This window comes from Pseudomonas sp. 05L36, from assembly GCF_056398125.1.
This window is the reverse complement of the sequence record NZ_JBFTOU010000004.1, coordinates 204531-220286: the sequence shown is the minus strand read 5'-3', so window position 1 is coordinate 220286 and position 15756 is coordinate 204531. Positions and strand designations below refer to the sequence as shown.

General features: G+C 61.0%; 16 protein-coding genes. 10 read left to right on the top strand and 6 right to left on the bottom strand.

Going from position 1 to position 15756, the window contains the following annotated elements; genetic code table 11:
• Positions 1–11 precede the first annotated feature (11 nt).
• Positions 12–926: an oxygen-dependent coproporphyrinogen oxidase gene (gene hemF / locus AC1DKH_RS06590; protein ID WP_477754533.1), complete on the bottom strand. Its 915-nt coding sequence runs from the start codon at positions 924–926 to the stop codon at positions 12–14.
• Between the two features lie 163 nt (positions 927–1089).
• On the opposite strand from hemF, the gene AC1DKH_RS06585 reads away from it, so the two are divergent.
• Positions 1090–2067 carry an NADPH:quinone reductase gene (locus tag AC1DKH_RS06585; protein ID WP_477754534.1) on the top strand — a complete coding sequence of 326 codons (978 nt, stop codon included), beginning with the start codon at positions 1090–1092 and terminating at the stop codon, positions 2065–2067.
• Between the two features lie 87 nt (positions 2068–2154).
• Here AC1DKH_RS06585 and tsaC read toward each other — a convergent pair whose 3' ends face one another.
• The 3 genes from tsaC to AC1DKH_RS06570 form a co-directional block, all read right to left on the bottom strand.
• Positions 2155–2712, bottom strand: a complete 558-nt coding sequence (gene tsaC, locus AC1DKH_RS06580; protein ID WP_347909892.1) for an L-threonylcarbamoyladenylate synthase type 1 TsaC — start codon at positions 2710–2712, stop codon at positions 2155–2157.
• Between the two features lie 54 nt (positions 2713–2766).
• The gene (gene dprA / locus AC1DKH_RS06575; protein WP_477754535.1) at positions 2767–3873 is read right to left on the bottom strand and encodes a DNA-processing protein DprA; all 1107 of its coding nucleotides are present in this window, start codon (positions 3871–3873) and stop codon (positions 2767–2769) included.
• Positions 3874–3954: 81 nt separating this feature from the next.
• Positions 3955–4779: a peptidoglycan-binding protein gene (locus AC1DKH_RS06570; protein WP_477797764.1), complete on the bottom strand. Its 825-nt coding sequence runs from the start codon at positions 4777–4779 to the stop codon at positions 3955–3957.
• Between the two features lie 173 nt (positions 4780–4952).
• Between AC1DKH_RS06570 and def the strand changes: the two genes are divergently transcribed.
• From def to AC1DKH_RS06545, 5 genes are all read left to right on the top strand, one after another.
• A complete protein-coding gene (gene def, locus AC1DKH_RS06565) occupies positions 4953–5459 on the top strand; it encodes a peptide deformylase (protein ID WP_477754537.1) in 507 nt (168 codons plus the stop codon).
• A gap of 57 nt (positions 5460–5516) precedes the next feature.
• Positions 5517–6476 carry a methionyl-tRNA formyltransferase gene (gene fmt, locus AC1DKH_RS06560; protein ID WP_477797763.1) on the top strand — a complete coding sequence of 320 codons (960 nt, stop codon included), beginning with the start codon at positions 5517–5519 and terminating at the stop codon, positions 6474–6476.
• The gene (gene rsmB / locus AC1DKH_RS06555) at positions 6473–7783 is read left to right on the top strand and encodes a 16S rRNA (cytosine(967)-C(5))-methyltransferase RsmB (RefSeq protein WP_477797762.1); all 1311 of its coding nucleotides are present in this window, start codon (positions 6473–6475) and stop codon (positions 7781–7783) included. The genes fmt and rsmB overlap by 4 nt, the downstream gene beginning before the upstream one ends.
• A gap of 22 nt (positions 7784–7805) precedes the next feature.
• Entirely contained in the window at positions 7806–9182 is a 1377-nt protein-coding gene (trkA, locus tag AC1DKH_RS06550) for a Trk system potassium transporter TrkA (RefSeq protein ID WP_429386834.1), read from the top strand.
• Between the two features lie 110 nt (positions 9183–9292).
• Positions 9293–9616, top strand: coding sequence for a tetratricopeptide repeat protein (locus AC1DKH_RS06545; RefSeq protein ID WP_223459118.1), 324 nt, complete (start codon positions 9293–9295; stop codon positions 9614–9616).
• 108 nt (positions 9617–9724) lie between these two features.
• On the opposite strand, the gene AC1DKH_RS06540 is transcribed toward AC1DKH_RS06545, so the two are convergent.
• Positions 9725–10612, bottom strand: coding sequence for a lysophospholipid acyltransferase (locus tag AC1DKH_RS06540; protein ID WP_477755065.1), 888 nt, complete (start codon positions 10610–10612; stop codon positions 9725–9727).
• Positions 10613–10652: 40 nt separating this feature from the next.
• Positions 10653–11210 (bottom strand): DNA-3-methyladenine glycosylase I, encoded by a 558-nt coding sequence (gene tag / locus AC1DKH_RS06535; RefSeq protein ID WP_477797761.1) that lies wholly within the window; start codon positions 11208–11210, stop codon positions 10653–10655.
• An 81-nt stretch (positions 11211–11291) separates the two neighbouring features.
• Between tag and glyQ the strand changes: the two genes are divergently transcribed.
• From glyQ to AC1DKH_RS06515, 4 genes are all read left to right on the top strand, one after another.
• Entirely contained in the window at positions 11292–12245 is a 954-nt protein-coding gene (glyQ, locus tag AC1DKH_RS06530) for a glycine--tRNA ligase subunit alpha (protein ID WP_003187265.1), read from the top strand.
• On the top strand, positions 12242–14296 hold the full coding sequence (gene glyS, locus AC1DKH_RS06525) for a glycine--tRNA ligase subunit beta (protein ID WP_477755067.1): 2055 nt from the start codon (positions 12242–12244) through the stop codon (positions 14294–14296). The genes glyQ and glyS overlap by 4 nt, the downstream gene beginning before the upstream one ends.
• 4 nt (positions 14297–14300) lie before the next feature.
• Complete coding sequence (gmhB, locus tag AC1DKH_RS06520) at positions 14301–14846, top strand: D-glycero-beta-D-manno-heptose 1,7-bisphosphate 7-phosphatase (protein ID WP_477755072.1); 546 nt, start codon at positions 14301–14303, stop codon at positions 14844–14846.
• Positions 14847–14937: 91 nt separating this feature from the next.
• Positions 14938–15717: a lysophospholipid acyltransferase family protein gene (locus tag AC1DKH_RS06515; protein ID WP_477797760.1), complete on the top strand. Its 780-nt coding sequence runs from the start codon at positions 14938–14940 to the stop codon at positions 15715–15717.
• Positions 15718–15756: the final 39 nt, after the last annotated feature.

The window sequence follows — 15756 nt, the reverse complement described above, 5'->3', positions numbered from 1 at the left end:
GGATTCCTCATTCAGGCTTCGGCCAACCAATCGCGGTCTTGCAGGAAATACTCGGTCAGGCGCGCTTCTTCGCTGCCAGGCTCGGCCTTCCAGTCGTAACCCCAGCGCACTTGTGGTGGCAGCGACATCAAGATCGACTCGGTCCGTCCACCCGATTGCAGGCCGAACAACGTGCCACGGTCGTAGACCAGATTGAATTCAACATAGCGGCCACGGCGGAATTCCTGGAACTCGCGCTGCTTGGCTGTGAACGCATCGTTCTTGCGGCGCTGCACGATCGGCAGATAGGCGTCGATGTACGCGTCGCCGATGGCGCGCATGAAGGCGAAGCTGGTGTCAAAGTCCCACTCGTTCAGGTCGTCGAAAAACAACCCGCCGATGCCGCGCGGCTCGTGGCGATGCTTGATGTGGAAGTAGCTGTCGCACCAGGCCTTGTAACGCGGGTAAACGTCCGGGCCAAACGGCGCACAGGCCTGCTCGGCGACGCGGTGCCAGTGGATGCAGTCTTCTTCGTTGCCGTAATACGGGGTCAGGTCGAAGCCGCCGCCAAACCACCAGACCGGTTCTTCACCTTCTTTTTCAGCGATGAAAAAGCGCACGTTGGCGTGGGAAGTCGGCACGTGCGGGTTGTGCGGGTGAATCACCAGCGACACGCCCAGGGCTTCAAAGCCACGGCCCGCCAGTTCCGGTCGATGAGCGCTGGCAGACGGTGGAAGACCGCTGCCGAAGACATGGGAAAAGTTGACGCCGCCCTTTTCAATCACCGCGCCGTTTTCGATCACGCGGGTGCGACCGCCACCGCCGGCAGGCCGGGTCCAGGCGTCTTCGACGAATTGCGTGCCGCCGTCTTCGGCTTCCAGGGCAGCGCAAATGCGCTCTTGCAGGTCGAGCAGGTAGGCTTTTACGGCCTCGGTGCGGGTCGTCATGTCATCACCTTGAATCGGGCAAAACTACGCGGTGCTCCATTGGAGCTCAGCCTGCGCAAATGGGCCCGTAGCATAACATCGCAAGTTACCCCTTCGCAGTTGACGAAGATCAAGCTTAGGAGTCCGATAGGGCGCTTGGTAAAACGACCTATGGAGAGTTCTGATGGCAAAGCGTATCCAGTTCCGCGCCCATGGCGGCCCCGAAGTGCTCGAATATGTGGATTACCAACCCGCCGAGCCAGGTCCGAAGGAAGTGCGCGTGACCAACAAGGCCATCGGCCTGAACTTCATCGACACCTATTACCGCAGCGGTTTGTATCCACCACCGTCCCTGCCGTCGGGTGTTGGCTCAGAAGGTGCGGGCGTGGTCGAGGCAGTGGGCAGCGACGTGACCCGCTTCAAGATTGGCGATCGCGTGGCCTATGGCAGCGGCCCTCTGGGCGCCTACAGCGATGTTCACGTCTTGCCCGAGGCCAATCTGGTGAAACTGCCGGACGCCATCAGCTTCGAACAGGCCGCCGGCGTGATGCTCAAGGGCCTGACCGTGCAGTACCTGCTGCGCCAGACTTATGAACTCAAGGGTGGCGAAACCATCTTGTTCCATGCGGCGGCCGGTGGGGTCGGTTCCCTGGCCTGCCAATGGGCCAGAGCCTTGGGCGTGAAGCTGATCGGCACGGTCAGCTCGGCAGAGAAAGCTGCACTGGCCAAGGCCAACGGAGCCTGGGCGACCATCGACTATAGTCATGAAAACGTCGCGCAACGCGTGCTGGAATTGACTGACGGCAAAAAAGTCCCGGTGGTGTACGACGGCGTTGGCAAAGACACCTGGCTGACTTCACTCGACAGCGCCGCGCCACGCGGGCTTGTGGTGAGTTTCGGCAATGCGTCCGGCGCGGTCGACGGCGTGAACCTGGGGATCCTGGCAGGGAAAGGCTCGCTGTACGTGACCCGGCCAACCCTCGGCACTTATGCGAACAACGCCGAGAACCTGCAACGCATGGCCGACGAGTTGTTCGAGATGATCATCAGCGGCAAGCTGACCGTGGACATCAGCCAGCGTTATCCACTGGCTGAAGCGGCGAAGGCGCAGACCGAGTTGTCGGCGCGGCGTACGACGGGCTCGGTTGTTTTGTTGCCCTGAGGACGCCTTCGCTGGCAAGCCAGCTCCTACAAGTTTCGCGATAAACCTGTAGGAGCTGGCTTGCCAGCGAAGAACGATGACGTGATATCAGTCCGGGCGCACAACCCTGCCGGTCGCCAGATCGCGAATCACGCTCGGGTTCTTGCGCCCGCCCAGATTGCCACCCAACACCAGATCCACCTGGCCACGGAAATACTGTTCGACGCGAATCCGCGTACGTGCCGCCGGGCGCCCCTGCGGGTTGGCCGACGTCGACACCAACGGCCCGACCAGCGCGCACAAGTCCCGTACCAGCGGGTGATCGCTGACGCGTAGCGCTACCGTCTCATGCACCCCGGTAATCCACTCCGGCAGCAGGTTCTGGTGCGGCACCAGCCAGGTGTTCGGACCTGGCCACGTGCTGGCCATGCGGTCCATCCACAACTCGGGAAAGTCTTCGAAGAGGAAATCGAATTGACGGATATTGTCGGCGACCAGAATCAGCCCCTTATCCACAGACCGGCCCTTGATCAGCAGCAGACGCTCCACCGCTTCCTCGTCCCACGGGTCGCACCCCAGGCCCCAGACTGCTTCGGTTGGGTAGGCAATCACCGCCCCGGCGCGAATTGCTTGCGCGGCTTGTTGCACACGCCAACTGTTGACCATGAAAAACACTCCAGAATAAGGCTCTGCGCAGTTTACCGATCTTGTTTATAAAACCTAGCTCACCCGCGCAAACCAGCGTCCGCTTTCGCACACGGCGCAGCCATCCATTTCCAGTTCCGTCAACGCAGCCAGCACTTTTGGCAAGGCCCAGCCGCTTGCGTCGGCCAGCGCTTCGCTGGTGAGAGGCGCGGCATGCAGCAGCTTCAGCAGTGGGTGAGTCGTCATAGGAGTGCAGGTTTGCGTGGATAACGACAGTCGTTGCCAACCGCGCAAGGCTTCAAGGATATGTTCGATGGTTTCCACCAGCACCGCACCGTCCCGAATCAACTGATGACAGCCGCGGGCGCCGGGGTGATGGATCGACCCGGGCATCGCAAACACCTCGCGCCCCTGTTCCGCCGCCAGCCTCGCGGTGATCAGTGAACCGCTGGCGACACTGGCTTCGACCACCAGCACCCCGAGAGACAAACCACTGATGATCCGGTTGCGCCGGGGGAAGTTGCCAGCGCTGGGGCCTGCATCCAGCGGAAACTCCGAAAGCACTGCGCTGCCCGAAGCGATCATGGCGTCCGCCAGGCGTCTATTTCGCTGTGGATAAAACTTCTCGAGCCCCGTGCCGAGCACACCGACCGTTTGCCCACCGACGTCGAGCGCGGCCTGGTGCGCGGCGGCGTCAATGCCCAGGGCCAGGCCGCTGGTAATGACAAAACCGGCACCGGCCAGGCTGCGGGAAAACGCCGCAGCGGTGTCCATCCCCGGCCGGGACGCGCGCCGGCTGCCGACCATTGCCAGTTGTGGTTTTTCCAGAATGCCCGGATTGCCCGCGACAAATAACAGCGGTGGTGCATCGCTGATTTGTGCCAGCAGTGCCGGGTAGTCCGGTTGGTCCCACATCAGTAAATGCTGGGCCGGGTGCTCTAACCAGGCCAATGCGTGGCTGGCGCCGTCACGAATCTCGGTGCTTCGTCTGGCCTCGGAACACGCCAGTGGCAAACCCAGCGAACGCCAGGCACTGGCCGGTGCGCTAATGGCTTTGGATGCCGAACCAAAGGCTTCGAGCAATTTCTTGAAACGCGCAGGACCGAGTTCCGGCAAACGATGCAGACGTAATCGAGCTTCCAGCTCCGCGGGGGAAACCGGTGTAACAGTAGACAGCGACATGGATCATCCTTGATCGTAATAAGCACCCGTACAAACGGGAATAAGCTGTGGATAACTCTGTTGGTAACTTGTGAAGCACGCTTACGGATTTCGCACCTTGTCCATCACCGACAGCGAGCGCGAAGTGCTAAGCACCAACCCATAACTGAGTTTGTCGTAGGTACGGAAAACCATCAGCAGACCAGCGCGCTCATCGGGAATTTTCAACGGCTGGCCGGTGATCCGGTCGCGCACGGTTTCGCCGGTCTTCATCACCGCAAGCAGATTGCCTTCGGCCAGGCCGTCGCGCTGCCCCTTATTCAGCGTAACCACGTCCAACTCGCCGATCTGAGTGACCCCACGCGGCACATCGATGATCAAACCGTTGATTTCGTGACTCGGTGCGTTGGGCGTGAAGGTCGAGTTGATCGCGTGCTCTTCACCGCTGAACAAGCGATCGCCGATGCGCACTTCCTGGGTCGTGCGTTGCAACGCCAGGGTGGCAACGTCGCCTTCGATGGCCACGACCTCACCGCCGCCGATGTCGTCGGCGTTGATCCCTAGAATTTCCTTGCTCTGCGGATCGGTGTAGACCTTGCCTTGGCGGAAGATGCCGTACACCGGTTGCGCCGGATCGAAATGGCCACGGGCAAAGATACGGTCACCCGCGCCGCTGAGTACGCGTTCGGCATCGCCAGCGACGATGTAGGGCGCCTTGTCGAAATCCTCGGCCTTGTCGACGATGCGGTTGCTCAGCAGAAAGCTGTTGATCGATTTCAGCGCAATGCCGGGGATAGCCTCGGTCACCGGGCTGCTGCGCACCTGAGGCGACAGCTTTATGGTGGGAATATCTTCCCGAAGTTGCACTTGCCCGTACGCCAGACCGGCCGAGGCCAGGAGCAGCAGGGCGAGTAGTGATTTCCTCATGCGGTGAATCCCTTTATTATGTACGTTCGCGTGAAACGCCAGAGCCGTCAGTGGCTCGCTCCCGGCTTGCTTGTCAACAGAAGGGAGCTACGTTTTACAACGGTAGCCTGCATTTCTTCGGACCCGCCAGGCCATCGACCCGACCTTACTTCACACGTGCAATCATCAAGCTTATGGCCATTTTGAACATCCTCGAATTCCCTGATCCGCGCCTGCGCACTATCGCCAAGCCAGTGGCCGTAGTGGACGCCGAAGTGCGTCAGTTGGTCGACGACATGTTTGAAACAATGTATGAAGCGCCTGGCATCGGCCTCGCCGCTACCCAGGTCAACGTGCACAAACGTATCGTCGTGATGGACCTCTCCGAAGACCGCACCGAACCGCGAGTGTTCATCAACCCCGAGCTCGAACCGTTGACCGACGAGATGGGCCAGTATCAGGAAGGCTGCCTGTCGGTGCCGGGTTTCTACGAAAACGTCGATCGCCCGCAACGGGTCAAGGTCAAGGCGCTGGACCGCGACGGCCAGCCTTACGAACTGATCGCCGAAGATTTGCTCGCCGTGTGCATCCAGCACGAATGCGACCACCTCAACGGCAAATTGTTCGTTGATTACCTGTCCACGCTCAAACGCGACCGCATCAAGAAGAAACTGGAAAAGCTCCATCGCCAGAACGCCTGATGCCCATCTTCAAAGGCTTGCTGCGGCAAGCCTTTTTCTTTTCAAGAGACGTCACCCATGACTGAGCCACTGCGCATTGTCTTTGCCGGCACCCCGGAATTCGCCGCCGAACACCTCAAGGCCCTGCTCGACAGCCCTTACGAGATCGTCGCGGTCTACACCCAACCGGATCGTCCGGCCGGTCGCGGGCAAAAACTGATGCCGAGCCCGGTCAAGCAGCTTGCTCTAGAGAACAATATCCCGGTGCTGCAACCGCCGACCCTGCGCAACGAAGATGCTCAGGCTGAACTGGCCGCACTGAAGCCGGACTTGATGGTGGTGGTCGCCTACGGCCTGATCCTGCCGCAAGTGGTGCTGGATATTCCGCGCCTGGGTTGCATCAACAGTCACGCCTCGCTGCTGCCGCGCTGGCGTGGTGCGGCGCCGATCCAGCGCGCCGTGGAAGCGGGGGACGCCGAAAGCGGCGTGACCGTGATGCGTATGGAGGCCGGCCTCGATACCGGGCCAATGCTGCTGAAAGTCGCCACGCCGATCAGCGCCGAAGACACCGGCGGCAGCCTGCACGATCGTCTGGCCGAAATGGGCCCGCCGGCCGTGGTCCAGGCGATTGCCGGCCTCGCCGCCGCAACCCTGGAGGGCGAAGTGCAGGACGACAGCCTCGCTACCTATGCGCACAAATTGAACAAGGACGAAGCACGCATCGACTGGAGTCGCCCGGCGATTGAGCTGGAGCGTCTGGTGCGTGCCTTCAACCCATGGCCGATCACCCACAGCACCTTGAACGGCGAAGCCCTGAAAGTGCTGGCTGCAAATCTGGCTGAAGGCAAAGGCGCCCCGGGTGAAATCCTCGGCGCCAGCAAGGACGGCCTGATCGTCGCGTGCGGCAAACAGGCCCTGTGCCTGACCCGTCTGCAATTGCCCGGCGGCAAGGCGCTGAACTTCAGCGACCTGTTCAACAGCCGCCGTGAGAAATTCGCCACCGGCACGATCCTCGGTCAAGCGGCGGACACTCAATGAACCCGCGTCTGGCCGCCGCCAAGGCACTCGCTGCCGTCCTGAGCGGAAAAGCTTCGCTCAACAGCTCACTGCCGACCCAGATGGACAAGGTCGAAGACCGTGATCGCGGTTTCACCCAGGACCTGGCGTTCGGCACCGCGCGCTGGCAGCCACGCTTGTCGGCACTGGCGGCCAAACTGCTGCAGAAGCCGTTCAAAGCCGCCGACGCCGATGTCGAGGCGCTGTTGCTGGTCGGTCTCTATCAGTTGCTCTACACCCGTGTCCCGGCCCATGCCGCGATTGGCGAGACGGTCGGTTGCGCCGACAAGTTGAAAAAACCATGGGCCAAGGCCTTGCTCAACGCTGTTCTACGTAACGCTCAGCGCGAAAGCGAAACGATTTTCGCCGAGCTGGAGCGTGATCCGGTGGTGCGCACCGCGCACCCACGCTGGCTGCAGAAATCCCTGAAGGCGTTCTGGCCAGAGCAATGGGAAGCCATCTGCGCCGCCAACAACGCGCATCCGCCGATGATCCTGCGGGTCAACCGTCGCCACCACAGCCGTGACGCCTACCTCGGCTTGTTGACCGACGCCGGTATCGCCGCGACTGCGTGTGTCTATAGCCGCGACGGTATCGTGCTCGAAGCCGCCGCTGACGTACGCAGCCTGCCGGGTTTCGCCGAAGGCTGGATCAGTGTGCAGGACGAAGCCGCGCAACTGGCCGCTGATCTACTGGATCTGGCGCCGGGCCAACGGGTGCTGGACGCCTGCTGCGCACCCGGCGGCAAGACCTGCCATATTCTCGAAGCCGAGCCAAAACTGGCCGGCGTCGTGGCGGTAGACCTGGAGGCCAAGCGCCTGGTGCGGGTGCGGGAAAACCTCGAACGCCTGAAACTGAGCGCCGAACTGATTGCCGCCGACGGCCGCGACACCCAGGCGTGGTGGGACGGCAAGCCGTTCCAGCGCATCCTGCTGGACGCGCCATGTTCGGCCACCGGTGTGATTCGTCGTCACCCGGACATCAAGCTGACCCGCCAACCCGACGACATCGCCGCGCTGGCGCTGCTGCAAGGCGAATTGCTCGACGCCATGTGGAACACGTTGGAGGTGGGCGGCATTCTGCTGTACGCCACTTGTTCCACGCTGCCGACCGAAAACACTGAAGTCATCGCAGCCTTCCTCGCCCGCACGCCGGGCGCCCGTGAACTGGACCTCGCCACGGCGGCCGGCATCAAACAGCCCCATGGTCGCCAGTTGCTGGCCCAGGAAGGCGGCCACGACGGGTTCTACTACGCCAAGCTGATCAAGATCGCCGCCGCTCGCGGTTAAATGGATTCAACGGAGTGAATGGATGAAAATCATCATCCTCGGAGCAGGGCAGGTGGGCGGTTCGCTGGCGGAACACCTGGCCAGCGAAGCCAACGACATCACCGTGGTCGACACCGATGGCGAACGCCTGCGCGACCTCGGCGACCGCCTGGACATCCGCACGGTGCAGGGTCGCGGTTCATTCCCGACCGTGCTGCGTCAGGCCGGGGCCGATGACGCCGACATGCTGGTCGCGGTGACCAACAGTGACGAAACCAACATGGTCGCCTGCCAGGTCGCCCACACCCTGTTCCACACCCCGACCAAAATCGCCCGGGTTCGCGAAGCCGCGTACCTGACCCGCGAAGAGCAGTTGTTCCAGAACGAAGCGATTCCGGTGGACGTGCTGATCAGCCCGGAACAAGTGGTTACCAACTACATCAAGCGCCTGATCCAGCATCCCGGCGCCTTGCAGGTGATCGACTTCGCCGAAGGCAAGGCGCAACTGGTGGCCGTGCGGGCTTATTACGGCGGGCCGCTGGTGGGTCAGCAACTGCGGCAGCTGCGCGAACACATGCCGAACGTGGAAACCCGCGTCGCGGCGATTTTCCGTCGCGACCGACCGATCCTGCCCCAAGGCGACACGGTGATCGAGGCCGACGACGAAGTATTTTTCATCGCCGCCAAAGCGAACATTCGCGCGGTCATGAGCGAAATGCGCCGTCTCGACGAAACCTACAAACGCATCGTCATCGCCGGTGGCGGGCAGATCGGCGAGCGTCTGGCCGAGGCCATCGAAAGCCGTTATCAGGTAAAGATCATCGAGATGAATCCGGCACGTTGCCGTCATCTCTCGGACCACCTCGACAGCACCGTGGTGTTGCAGGGCAGCGCTTCGGACCGCGACCTGTTGATGGAAGAGAACATTGCCGACGCCGATCTGTTCCTGGCCCTGACCAACGACGACGAAGCCAATATCATGTCTTCGCTGCTGGCCAAACGCCTCGGTGCGAAGAAGGTGATGACCATCATCAACAACCCGGCTTATGTCGATCTGATCCAGGGCGGCGACATCGACATCGCCATCAGCCCGCAACTGGCGACCATTGGCACCTTGCTGGCCCACGTGCGCCGGGGCGACATCGTCAGCGTGCACTCACTGCGCCGGGGTGCGGCAGAAGCCATCGAGGCGATCGCCCATGGCGATGCGAAATCGAGCAAGGTGATCGGCAAGGCCATCGAGAACATCGGCCTGCCACCGGGCACCACTATCGGTGCGATTATCCGCGACGAAGAAGTGATCATTGCCCATGACGACACCGTGATCGAAACGGGCGACCATGTAATTTTGTTCCTTGTGGATAAAAAGCATATTCGCGATGTGGAGAAGTTATTCCATGTGGGGTTGAGCTTCTTCTGATCCAACATTGCCAGGATCGCAGCCTTCGGCAGCTCCTACATGGATCGGTGTAGGAGCTGCCGCAGGCTGCGATCTTTTGATCTTCGTTTCAACGCGCCAAAGGAACCAACATGATCGAATCCCTGGAAAAAATGCTCGCCAAGGGTGTGGATAACGCTTTGCTGCGCTTCGGCCTGGGCAAGGGTTATCTGGATCTGGGAGAGAATGCCAAGGCAGTGGAGCATTTCCAGCGCTGCGTCGAATTCGATCCGAAGTATTCGGCGGCGTGGAAACTACTGGGCAAGGCCCATCTGGCGCTGGCGGACTTTGCGGCCGCGCGGCAAGCCTGGGAGCAAGGCCTGGAAGCTGCTCGCGGCCATGGTGACAAACAGGCCGAGAAGGAAATGACGGTGTTCCTGAAGAAGCTCGAGCGTCAGGCGCACGCAGGCCAATAAAGATCAAAAGATCGTCCGAACGCGGCCCGAGCCTTCGGCAGCTCCTACGGGGTGTACGCCGAGCCTTTGTAGGAGCTGGCGAAGCCTGCGATCTTTTGATTTTTTGCATCAATACCAGCGAGCTTCACCCGGCGGACGCTTCTTGAAGCGCTTCATGCTCCACATGTACTGGCTCGGATACGCCCGCACATAGCGCTCGACCACCTGGCTCATGGCCGCGCAAGACTCCGCGGTATCGGTGCTGTACATGGCTTCTGGCGCGGCTTCGAGGATCACTTTGTAGCCCGAACCGTCGGGCAGACGCAGGGCGTGCAGGAACACGCCGACCGCTTTGCCACCCGCGAGCATGTTCGGCACGAATTTACTGGTCAGGGCCTGAGTGGCAAAGAACGGCACGAAGATCCCGGCGGATTCGGCCGGTTCCGGGTCAGCCGGAATGCCCACTGCCCCCCCTTTGCGCACTTCCTTGATGACGCTGAGGATGCCTTCCTTGGTGGAAGCAGCGACCTTGTTACCCAGTTGCACCCGCTGCTTTTGCAGCAATTCATCCACCGCCTTCAATTTGGGCGGACGATAAAAAATGATCGGTTTGCACTGGCTGCAGTAGAAGTGGTTGAGCACTTCCCAGTTGCCCAGGTGGCTGGTGATGCCGACCACGCCTTTGCCGGAGGCGAGGGCGTCCTTCAATATGTCGAGGCCCTCGACCTCGCGCACCAGGTCGATGGAGCGCTGGGCCGGCCAGATCCAGGCACAGGCGCTTTCGGTCAGGGACTTGCCGATATCCTTCAGGCTCTGGCCCACCAGGCGTTCACGCTCGGCGGGGTCCATGTCCGGAAAGCACTTGGACAGATTGATCCGTACCACGTCGCGGGAACGGTTCGGGGTTTTCCACATGACCCAGCCAATTGCCGAGCCCACGGCCTGCACGGCCCGCCACGGAAGCAGGGCAAACAGCCGCAGAGCGCCTACCAGCAAGGCGCCTTTCAACTTATCCACAGGTCACTCCTGATCTTGTGCTGTGCGCGAGGCGGCCATTCTAACCGGCGTTCGCCAGCTGCGCGTAGCGGTCGCAATCGCGGGTGTGATCCATGACCATGCCCGAGGCCTGCATCAGCGCGTAGCAAATGGTCGGCCCGACGAAGGTGAAACCGGCTTTTTTCAAGCCTTTGCTCATTTCCACGGCGGGCGGCGTCACGGCCGGCACTTCGCTGCGATCCTTGAAATGATTGATCACAGGCGTGCCACCGACGAACGACCAGAGAAATTCCACCGGGTCCTCCAGCACCAGCCAGGCCTGGGCATTGCGCCGGGCCGCATTGAGCTTGAGGCGGTTGCGGATGATGCCCGGATCGAGCATCAACTCGTCGATTTCGGCATCGCTCATCTGCGCCACGCGCTGGACATCAAAACCGAACATCACCTGACGATAATGCTCGCGTTTGCGCAGCACGGTGATCCAGGAAAGGCCGGCCTGGAACCCTTCGAGCAAAAGCAACTCGAACAATCCCTGCGCATCGCGTAGCGGCGTGCCCCACTCCTGATCGTGATATGCCATGTACAGCGGATCTTCGGAACACCAAAAGCAGCGTGGCATAAGGCTCCAGGGGGCGTGCGCAGCCATGAATCGGGTATACTCCCGCTCTTTAAATCGCAGCCCAAGAAACAGGTGAATTTCGTGAGCCAGCCTACGCCTGCCGTGCGTACCTTCCAAGACTTGATCCTCGCCCTCCAGCAATACTGGGCCGAGCAAGGTTGTGTGGTACTTCAGCCCTACGATATGGAAGTAGGCGCCGGCACTTTCCACACTGCTACATTCCTGCGCGCCATCGGCCCGGAAACCTGGAACGCCGCCTACGTGCAGCCAAGCCGCCGTCCGACTGACGGCCGCTACGGCGAAAACCCGAACCGTCTGCAGCACTACTACCAGTTCCAGGTGGTCCTGAAGCCGAACCCGGACAACTTCCAGGAACTGTACCTGGGCTCCCTCAAGCACGTCGGCCTGGACCCGCTGGTCCACGACATCCGCTTCGTCGAAGACAACTGGGAATCGCCGACCCTTGGCGCCTGGGGTCTGGGCTGGGAAGTCTGGCTCAACGGCATGGAAGTGACCCAGTTCACCTACTTCCAGCAAGCGGGCGGCATCGAGTGCTATCCGGTGACCGGCGAGATCACCTACGGTCTCGAGCGTCTGGCCATGTACCTGCAAGGCGTGGACTCGGTCTACGACCTGGTCTGGGCTGATGGCCCGTTCGGCAAAGTGACCTACGGCGACGTGTTCCACCAGAACGAAGTGGAGCAGTCCACTTACAACTTCGAACACGCCAACGTCGACAAGCTGTTCGAACTGTTCGATTTCTACGAAAGCGAAGCCAAGCGCTTGATCGAACTCGACCAGCCGCTGCCGTTGCCGAGCTACGAAATGGTGTTGAAGGCTTCCCACACCTTCAACCTGCTGGATGCGCGCCGGGCGATCTCGGTGACCGCGCGTCAGCAATACATCCTGCGTGTACGCACCCTGGCGCGTTCCGTTGCGCAAGCCTACCTGCTGGCTCGCGCCAAGCTGGGCTTCCCGATGGCGACCCCGGACCTGCGTGATGAAGTACTGGCCAAGCTGGAGGCTGCACAATGAGTGCTCTGGATTTTCTGGTTGAACTGGGCACTGAAGAACTGCCACCCAAAGCCCTGAACACCCTGGCCGAGGCGTTCCTCGCCGGTATCGACAAGGGCCTGCAAGCCGCCGGCCTGAACTACGAAAGCAAAACCGTTTATGCCGCCCCGCGCCGCCTGGCCGTGCTGATCACCGCACTGGCCACCCAGCAGCCGGACCGCAGCATCAACCTCGACGGCCCGCCACGTCAGGCCGCGTTCGATGCCGAAGGCAACCCGACCCAAGCGGCACTGGGCTTTGCCAAGAAGTGCGGCGTCGATCTGAGCGAAATCGATCAGAGCGGCCCGAAGCTGCGCTACAGCCAGAGCATCGCCGGCAAGGCGACCGCGAGCCTGCTGCCGACCATCGTCGAAGATTCCCTGAACGACCTGCCGATCCCGAAACGCATGCGTTGGGGCGCGCGCAAGGAAGAATTCGTTCGTCCGACCCAATGGCTGGTGATGCTGCTCGGTGACCAGGTCATCGATTGCACCATCCTCGCCCAGAAGGCCGGCCGCGATTCCCGTGGTCACCGCTTCCACCACCCGGAAAGCGTGCGCATCGGCTCGCCGTCCAGCTACTTGGCCGACCTGCGTGCCGCCTATGTGCTGGCCGACGCCAACGAGCGTCGCGAGATCATCAGCAAGCGCACCGAGGAGCTGGCCACCCGTCAGGAAGGCACGGCAATCGTTCCGCCAGCCCTGCTCGATGAAGTGACCGCGCTGGTCGAATGGCCAGTGCCGCTGGTGTGCTCGTTCGAGGAACGCTTCCTCGATGTGCCGCAAGAAGCGCTGATCACCACCATGCAGGACAACCAGAAATATTTCTGCCTGCTGGACGCCGACGGCAAGTTGCTGCCACGTTTCATTACCGTGGCCAACATCGAGAGCAAAGATCCACAGCAGATCATCGCCGGTAACGAGAAAGTGGTTCGCCCACGCCTGACCGACGCTGAGTTCTTCTTCAAGCAAGACAAGAAGCAGAAGCTCGAAGACTTCAACCTGCGCCTGCAAAACGTGGTGTTCCAGGAAAAACTCGGCAGCGTCTACGACAAGGCCGAACGCGTTTCCAGACTGGCCGCGTTCATCGCTCCACACATTGGCGGTAACGCTCAATGGGCGGCGCGTGCCGGTCTGCTGTCCAAATGTGATCTGGCGACCGAGATGGTCGGTGAGTTCCCGGAGATGCAAGGTGTCGCCGGTTACTACTACGCCCTCAACGATGGCGAGCCGGAAGATGTCGCGCTGGCGCTGAACGAGCAATACATGCCGCGCGGTGCCGGTGCTGAACTGCCGACCACCCTGACCGGTGCGGCCGTGGCGATCGCCGACAAGCTCGACACCCTGGTCGGGATCTTCGGTGTCGGCATGCTGCCCACCGGTAGCAAAGACCCGTATGCCCTGCGCCGTGCCGCGCTCGGTGTGCTGCGGATCCTGATCGACAAGAAGCTCGACCTCGACCTGACCGACGCCGTGGCCTTCGCCGTCAACTCGTTCGGCAGCAAGGTCAAGGCTGCCGGCCTGGCTGATTCGGTGCTGGAGTTCATCTTCGACCGTCTGCGTGCCCGTTACGAAGACGAAGGCGTCGACGTCGCCACCTACCTGTCGGTACGTGCCCTGAAACCGGGTTCGGCCCTGGATTTCGATCAGCGCGTACAAGCGGTGGAAGCGTTCCGCAAATTGCCGGAAGCCGCTGCACTGGCCGCGGTGAACAAGCGCGTATCGAACCTGCTGAGCAAACTCGAAGGCAGCATGCCGACCACCGTCGAAGCCAAGTACTTCGACAACGCCGCCGAGTTCTCCCTGTACTCGGCGATCCAGCAAGCGGATCAAGCGGTGCAGCCAATGGCTGCGACTCGTCAGTACAGCGAATCGCTGGCGCGTCTGGCCGCCTTGCGCGAGCCGGTCGATGCGTTCTTCGAAGCCGTGATGGTCAATGCGGAGGACGCAAAAGTCCGCGCCAACCGTTATGCATTGCTGGCGCGTCTGCGTGGTTTGTTCCTCGGCGTTGCCGACATTTCGCTGCTGGGTTGAGGGACTGCTGTTGAAACTGCTGATTCTCGATCGGGACGGGGTGATCAATTACGACTCCGACGCTTACATCAAGTCGGTGGAGGAGTGGATTCCGCTCCCCGGATCAATCGAGGCCATCGCGCAGTTGAGCAAGGCCGGCTGGACGGTAGCGGTCGCTACCAACCAGTCGGGCATCGCTCGCGGCTATTACGACCTCGCCACTCTGGACGCCATGCACGAGCGCTTGCGCGCGCTGGTGGCGGAGCAGGGCGGTGAAGTCGGCCTGATCGTCTACTGCCCGCACGGGCCGGACGAAGGCTGCGATTGCCGCAAGCCGAAACCCGGGATGTTGAAAACCATCGCCGCTCATTACAACGTGTCGCTGACCAATCTCTGGTTCGTCGGCGACAGCCTTGGTGACCTGGAAGCCGCCAAAGCCGTCGATTCACAGCCAGTTTTGGTAAAGACCGGGAAAGGCGAAAAGACTTTGGGCAAGACCCTTCCGGTAGGCACATTGATTTTTGACGATCTGGCGGCGATTGCCGCAGAACTTATCCACAAATGCCCTTGAGTAAGTGTGCGCTTCGATTGGTCCTGACCAGGGATGAAAGGGAAGTGCGCTTTATATAGGACGGGCAATTCCCGCAACGGTAAACGTCACCATGTCGATATTGCAGGCCATCAGAACCTTCCTCTTTTACCTGCTGCTGGGCACCAGCTCCTTGCTGTGGTGCAGCCTGAGCTTTTTTATCGCGCCGTTTCTGCCATTCAAGGCACGTTACCGCTTTATCAACGTGTACTGGTGCCGCTGCGCCTTATGGCTGAGCAAAGTGTTTCTGGGTATCCGCTACGAAGTGAAGGGTGCCGAGAACGTACCTGAACGGCCTTGCGTCATTCAGTCGAACCACCAGAGTACGTGGGAGACGTTCTTTCTCTCTGCCTACTTTTCACCGCTTAGCCAGGTGCTCAAACGTGAATTGCTCTATGTGCCGTTCTTCGGTTGGGCCATGGCCATGCTGCGACCGATCGCCATCGATCGCGACAACCCGAAAGCCGCACTCAAGCATGTTGCGAAGAAGGGCGATGAACTGCTCAAGGACAATGTCTGGGTGCTGATCTTCCCTGAAGGCACGCGCGTTCCTTTCGGCACCGTCGGAAAGTTCTCGCGCGGTGGCAGCGCATTAGCGGTCAATGCCGAATTGCCGGTGCTGCCGATTGCGCACAACGCAGGTAAGTTCTGGCCGAAAACCGGTTGGGCGAAGAAGCAGGGCGTCATCACTGTGATCATTGGCGCACCGATGTATGCCGAAGGCAACGGGCCACGAGCCATTGCCGAATTGAACGACCGGGTTCAGGCGTGGAATGAGCAGATGCAACGGGAAATGGGCTCGCTGCCACCGGCTCCGCAAGCGCCGGTTTCAAACGATCAGCTGGCTGTCTGAGATTCTGTGGATAACCTGTGTACCGTTTCATTGAAAACT

Coding starts and splice junctions, on each gene's coding strand:
- trkA (WP_429386834.1), top strand. CDS start 7,806: ATGAAAATCATCATCCTCGGAGCAGGGCAGGTGGGCGGTTCGCTGGCG.
- hemF (WP_477754533.1), bottom strand. CDS start 926: ATGACGACCCGCACCGAGGCCGTAAAAGCCTACCTGCTCGACCTGCAA.
- tag (WP_477797761.1), bottom strand. CDS start 11,210: ATGCCACGCTGCTTTTGGTGTTCCGAAGATCCGCTGTACATGGCATAT.
- AC1DKH_RS06545 (WP_223459118.1), top strand. CDS start 9,293: ATGATCGAATCCCTGGAAAAAATGCTCGCCAAGGGTGTGGATAACGCT.
- def (WP_477754537.1), top strand. CDS start 4,953: ATGGCCATTTTGAACATCCTCGAATTCCCTGATCCGCGCCTGCGCACT.
- AC1DKH_RS06585 (WP_477754534.1), top strand. CDS start 1,090: ATGGCAAAGCGTATCCAGTTCCGCGCCCATGGCGGCCCCGAAGTGCTC.
- AC1DKH_RS06515 (WP_477797760.1), top strand. CDS start 14,938: ATGTCGATATTGCAGGCCATCAGAACCTTCCTCTTTTACCTGCTGCTG.
- rsmB (WP_477797762.1), top strand. CDS start 6,473: ATGAACCCGCGTCTGGCCGCCGCCAAGGCACTCGCTGCCGTCCTGAGC.
- fmt (WP_477797763.1), top strand. CDS start 5,517: ATGACTGAGCCACTGCGCATTGTCTTTGCCGGCACCCCGGAATTCGCC.
- dprA (WP_477754535.1), bottom strand. CDS start 3,873: ATGTCGCTGTCTACTGTTACACCGGTTTCCCCCGCGGAGCTGGAAGCT.
- glyS (WP_477755067.1), top strand. CDS start 12,242: ATGAGTGCTCTGGATTTTCTGGTTGAACTGGGCACTGAAGAACTGCCA.
- AC1DKH_RS06570 (WP_477797764.1), bottom strand. CDS start 4,779: ATGAGGAAATCACTACTCGCCCTGCTGCTCCTGGCCTCGGCCGGTCTG.
- tsaC (WP_347909892.1), bottom strand. CDS start 2,712: ATGGTCAACAGTTGGCGTGTGCAACAAGCCGCGCAAGCAATTCGCGCC.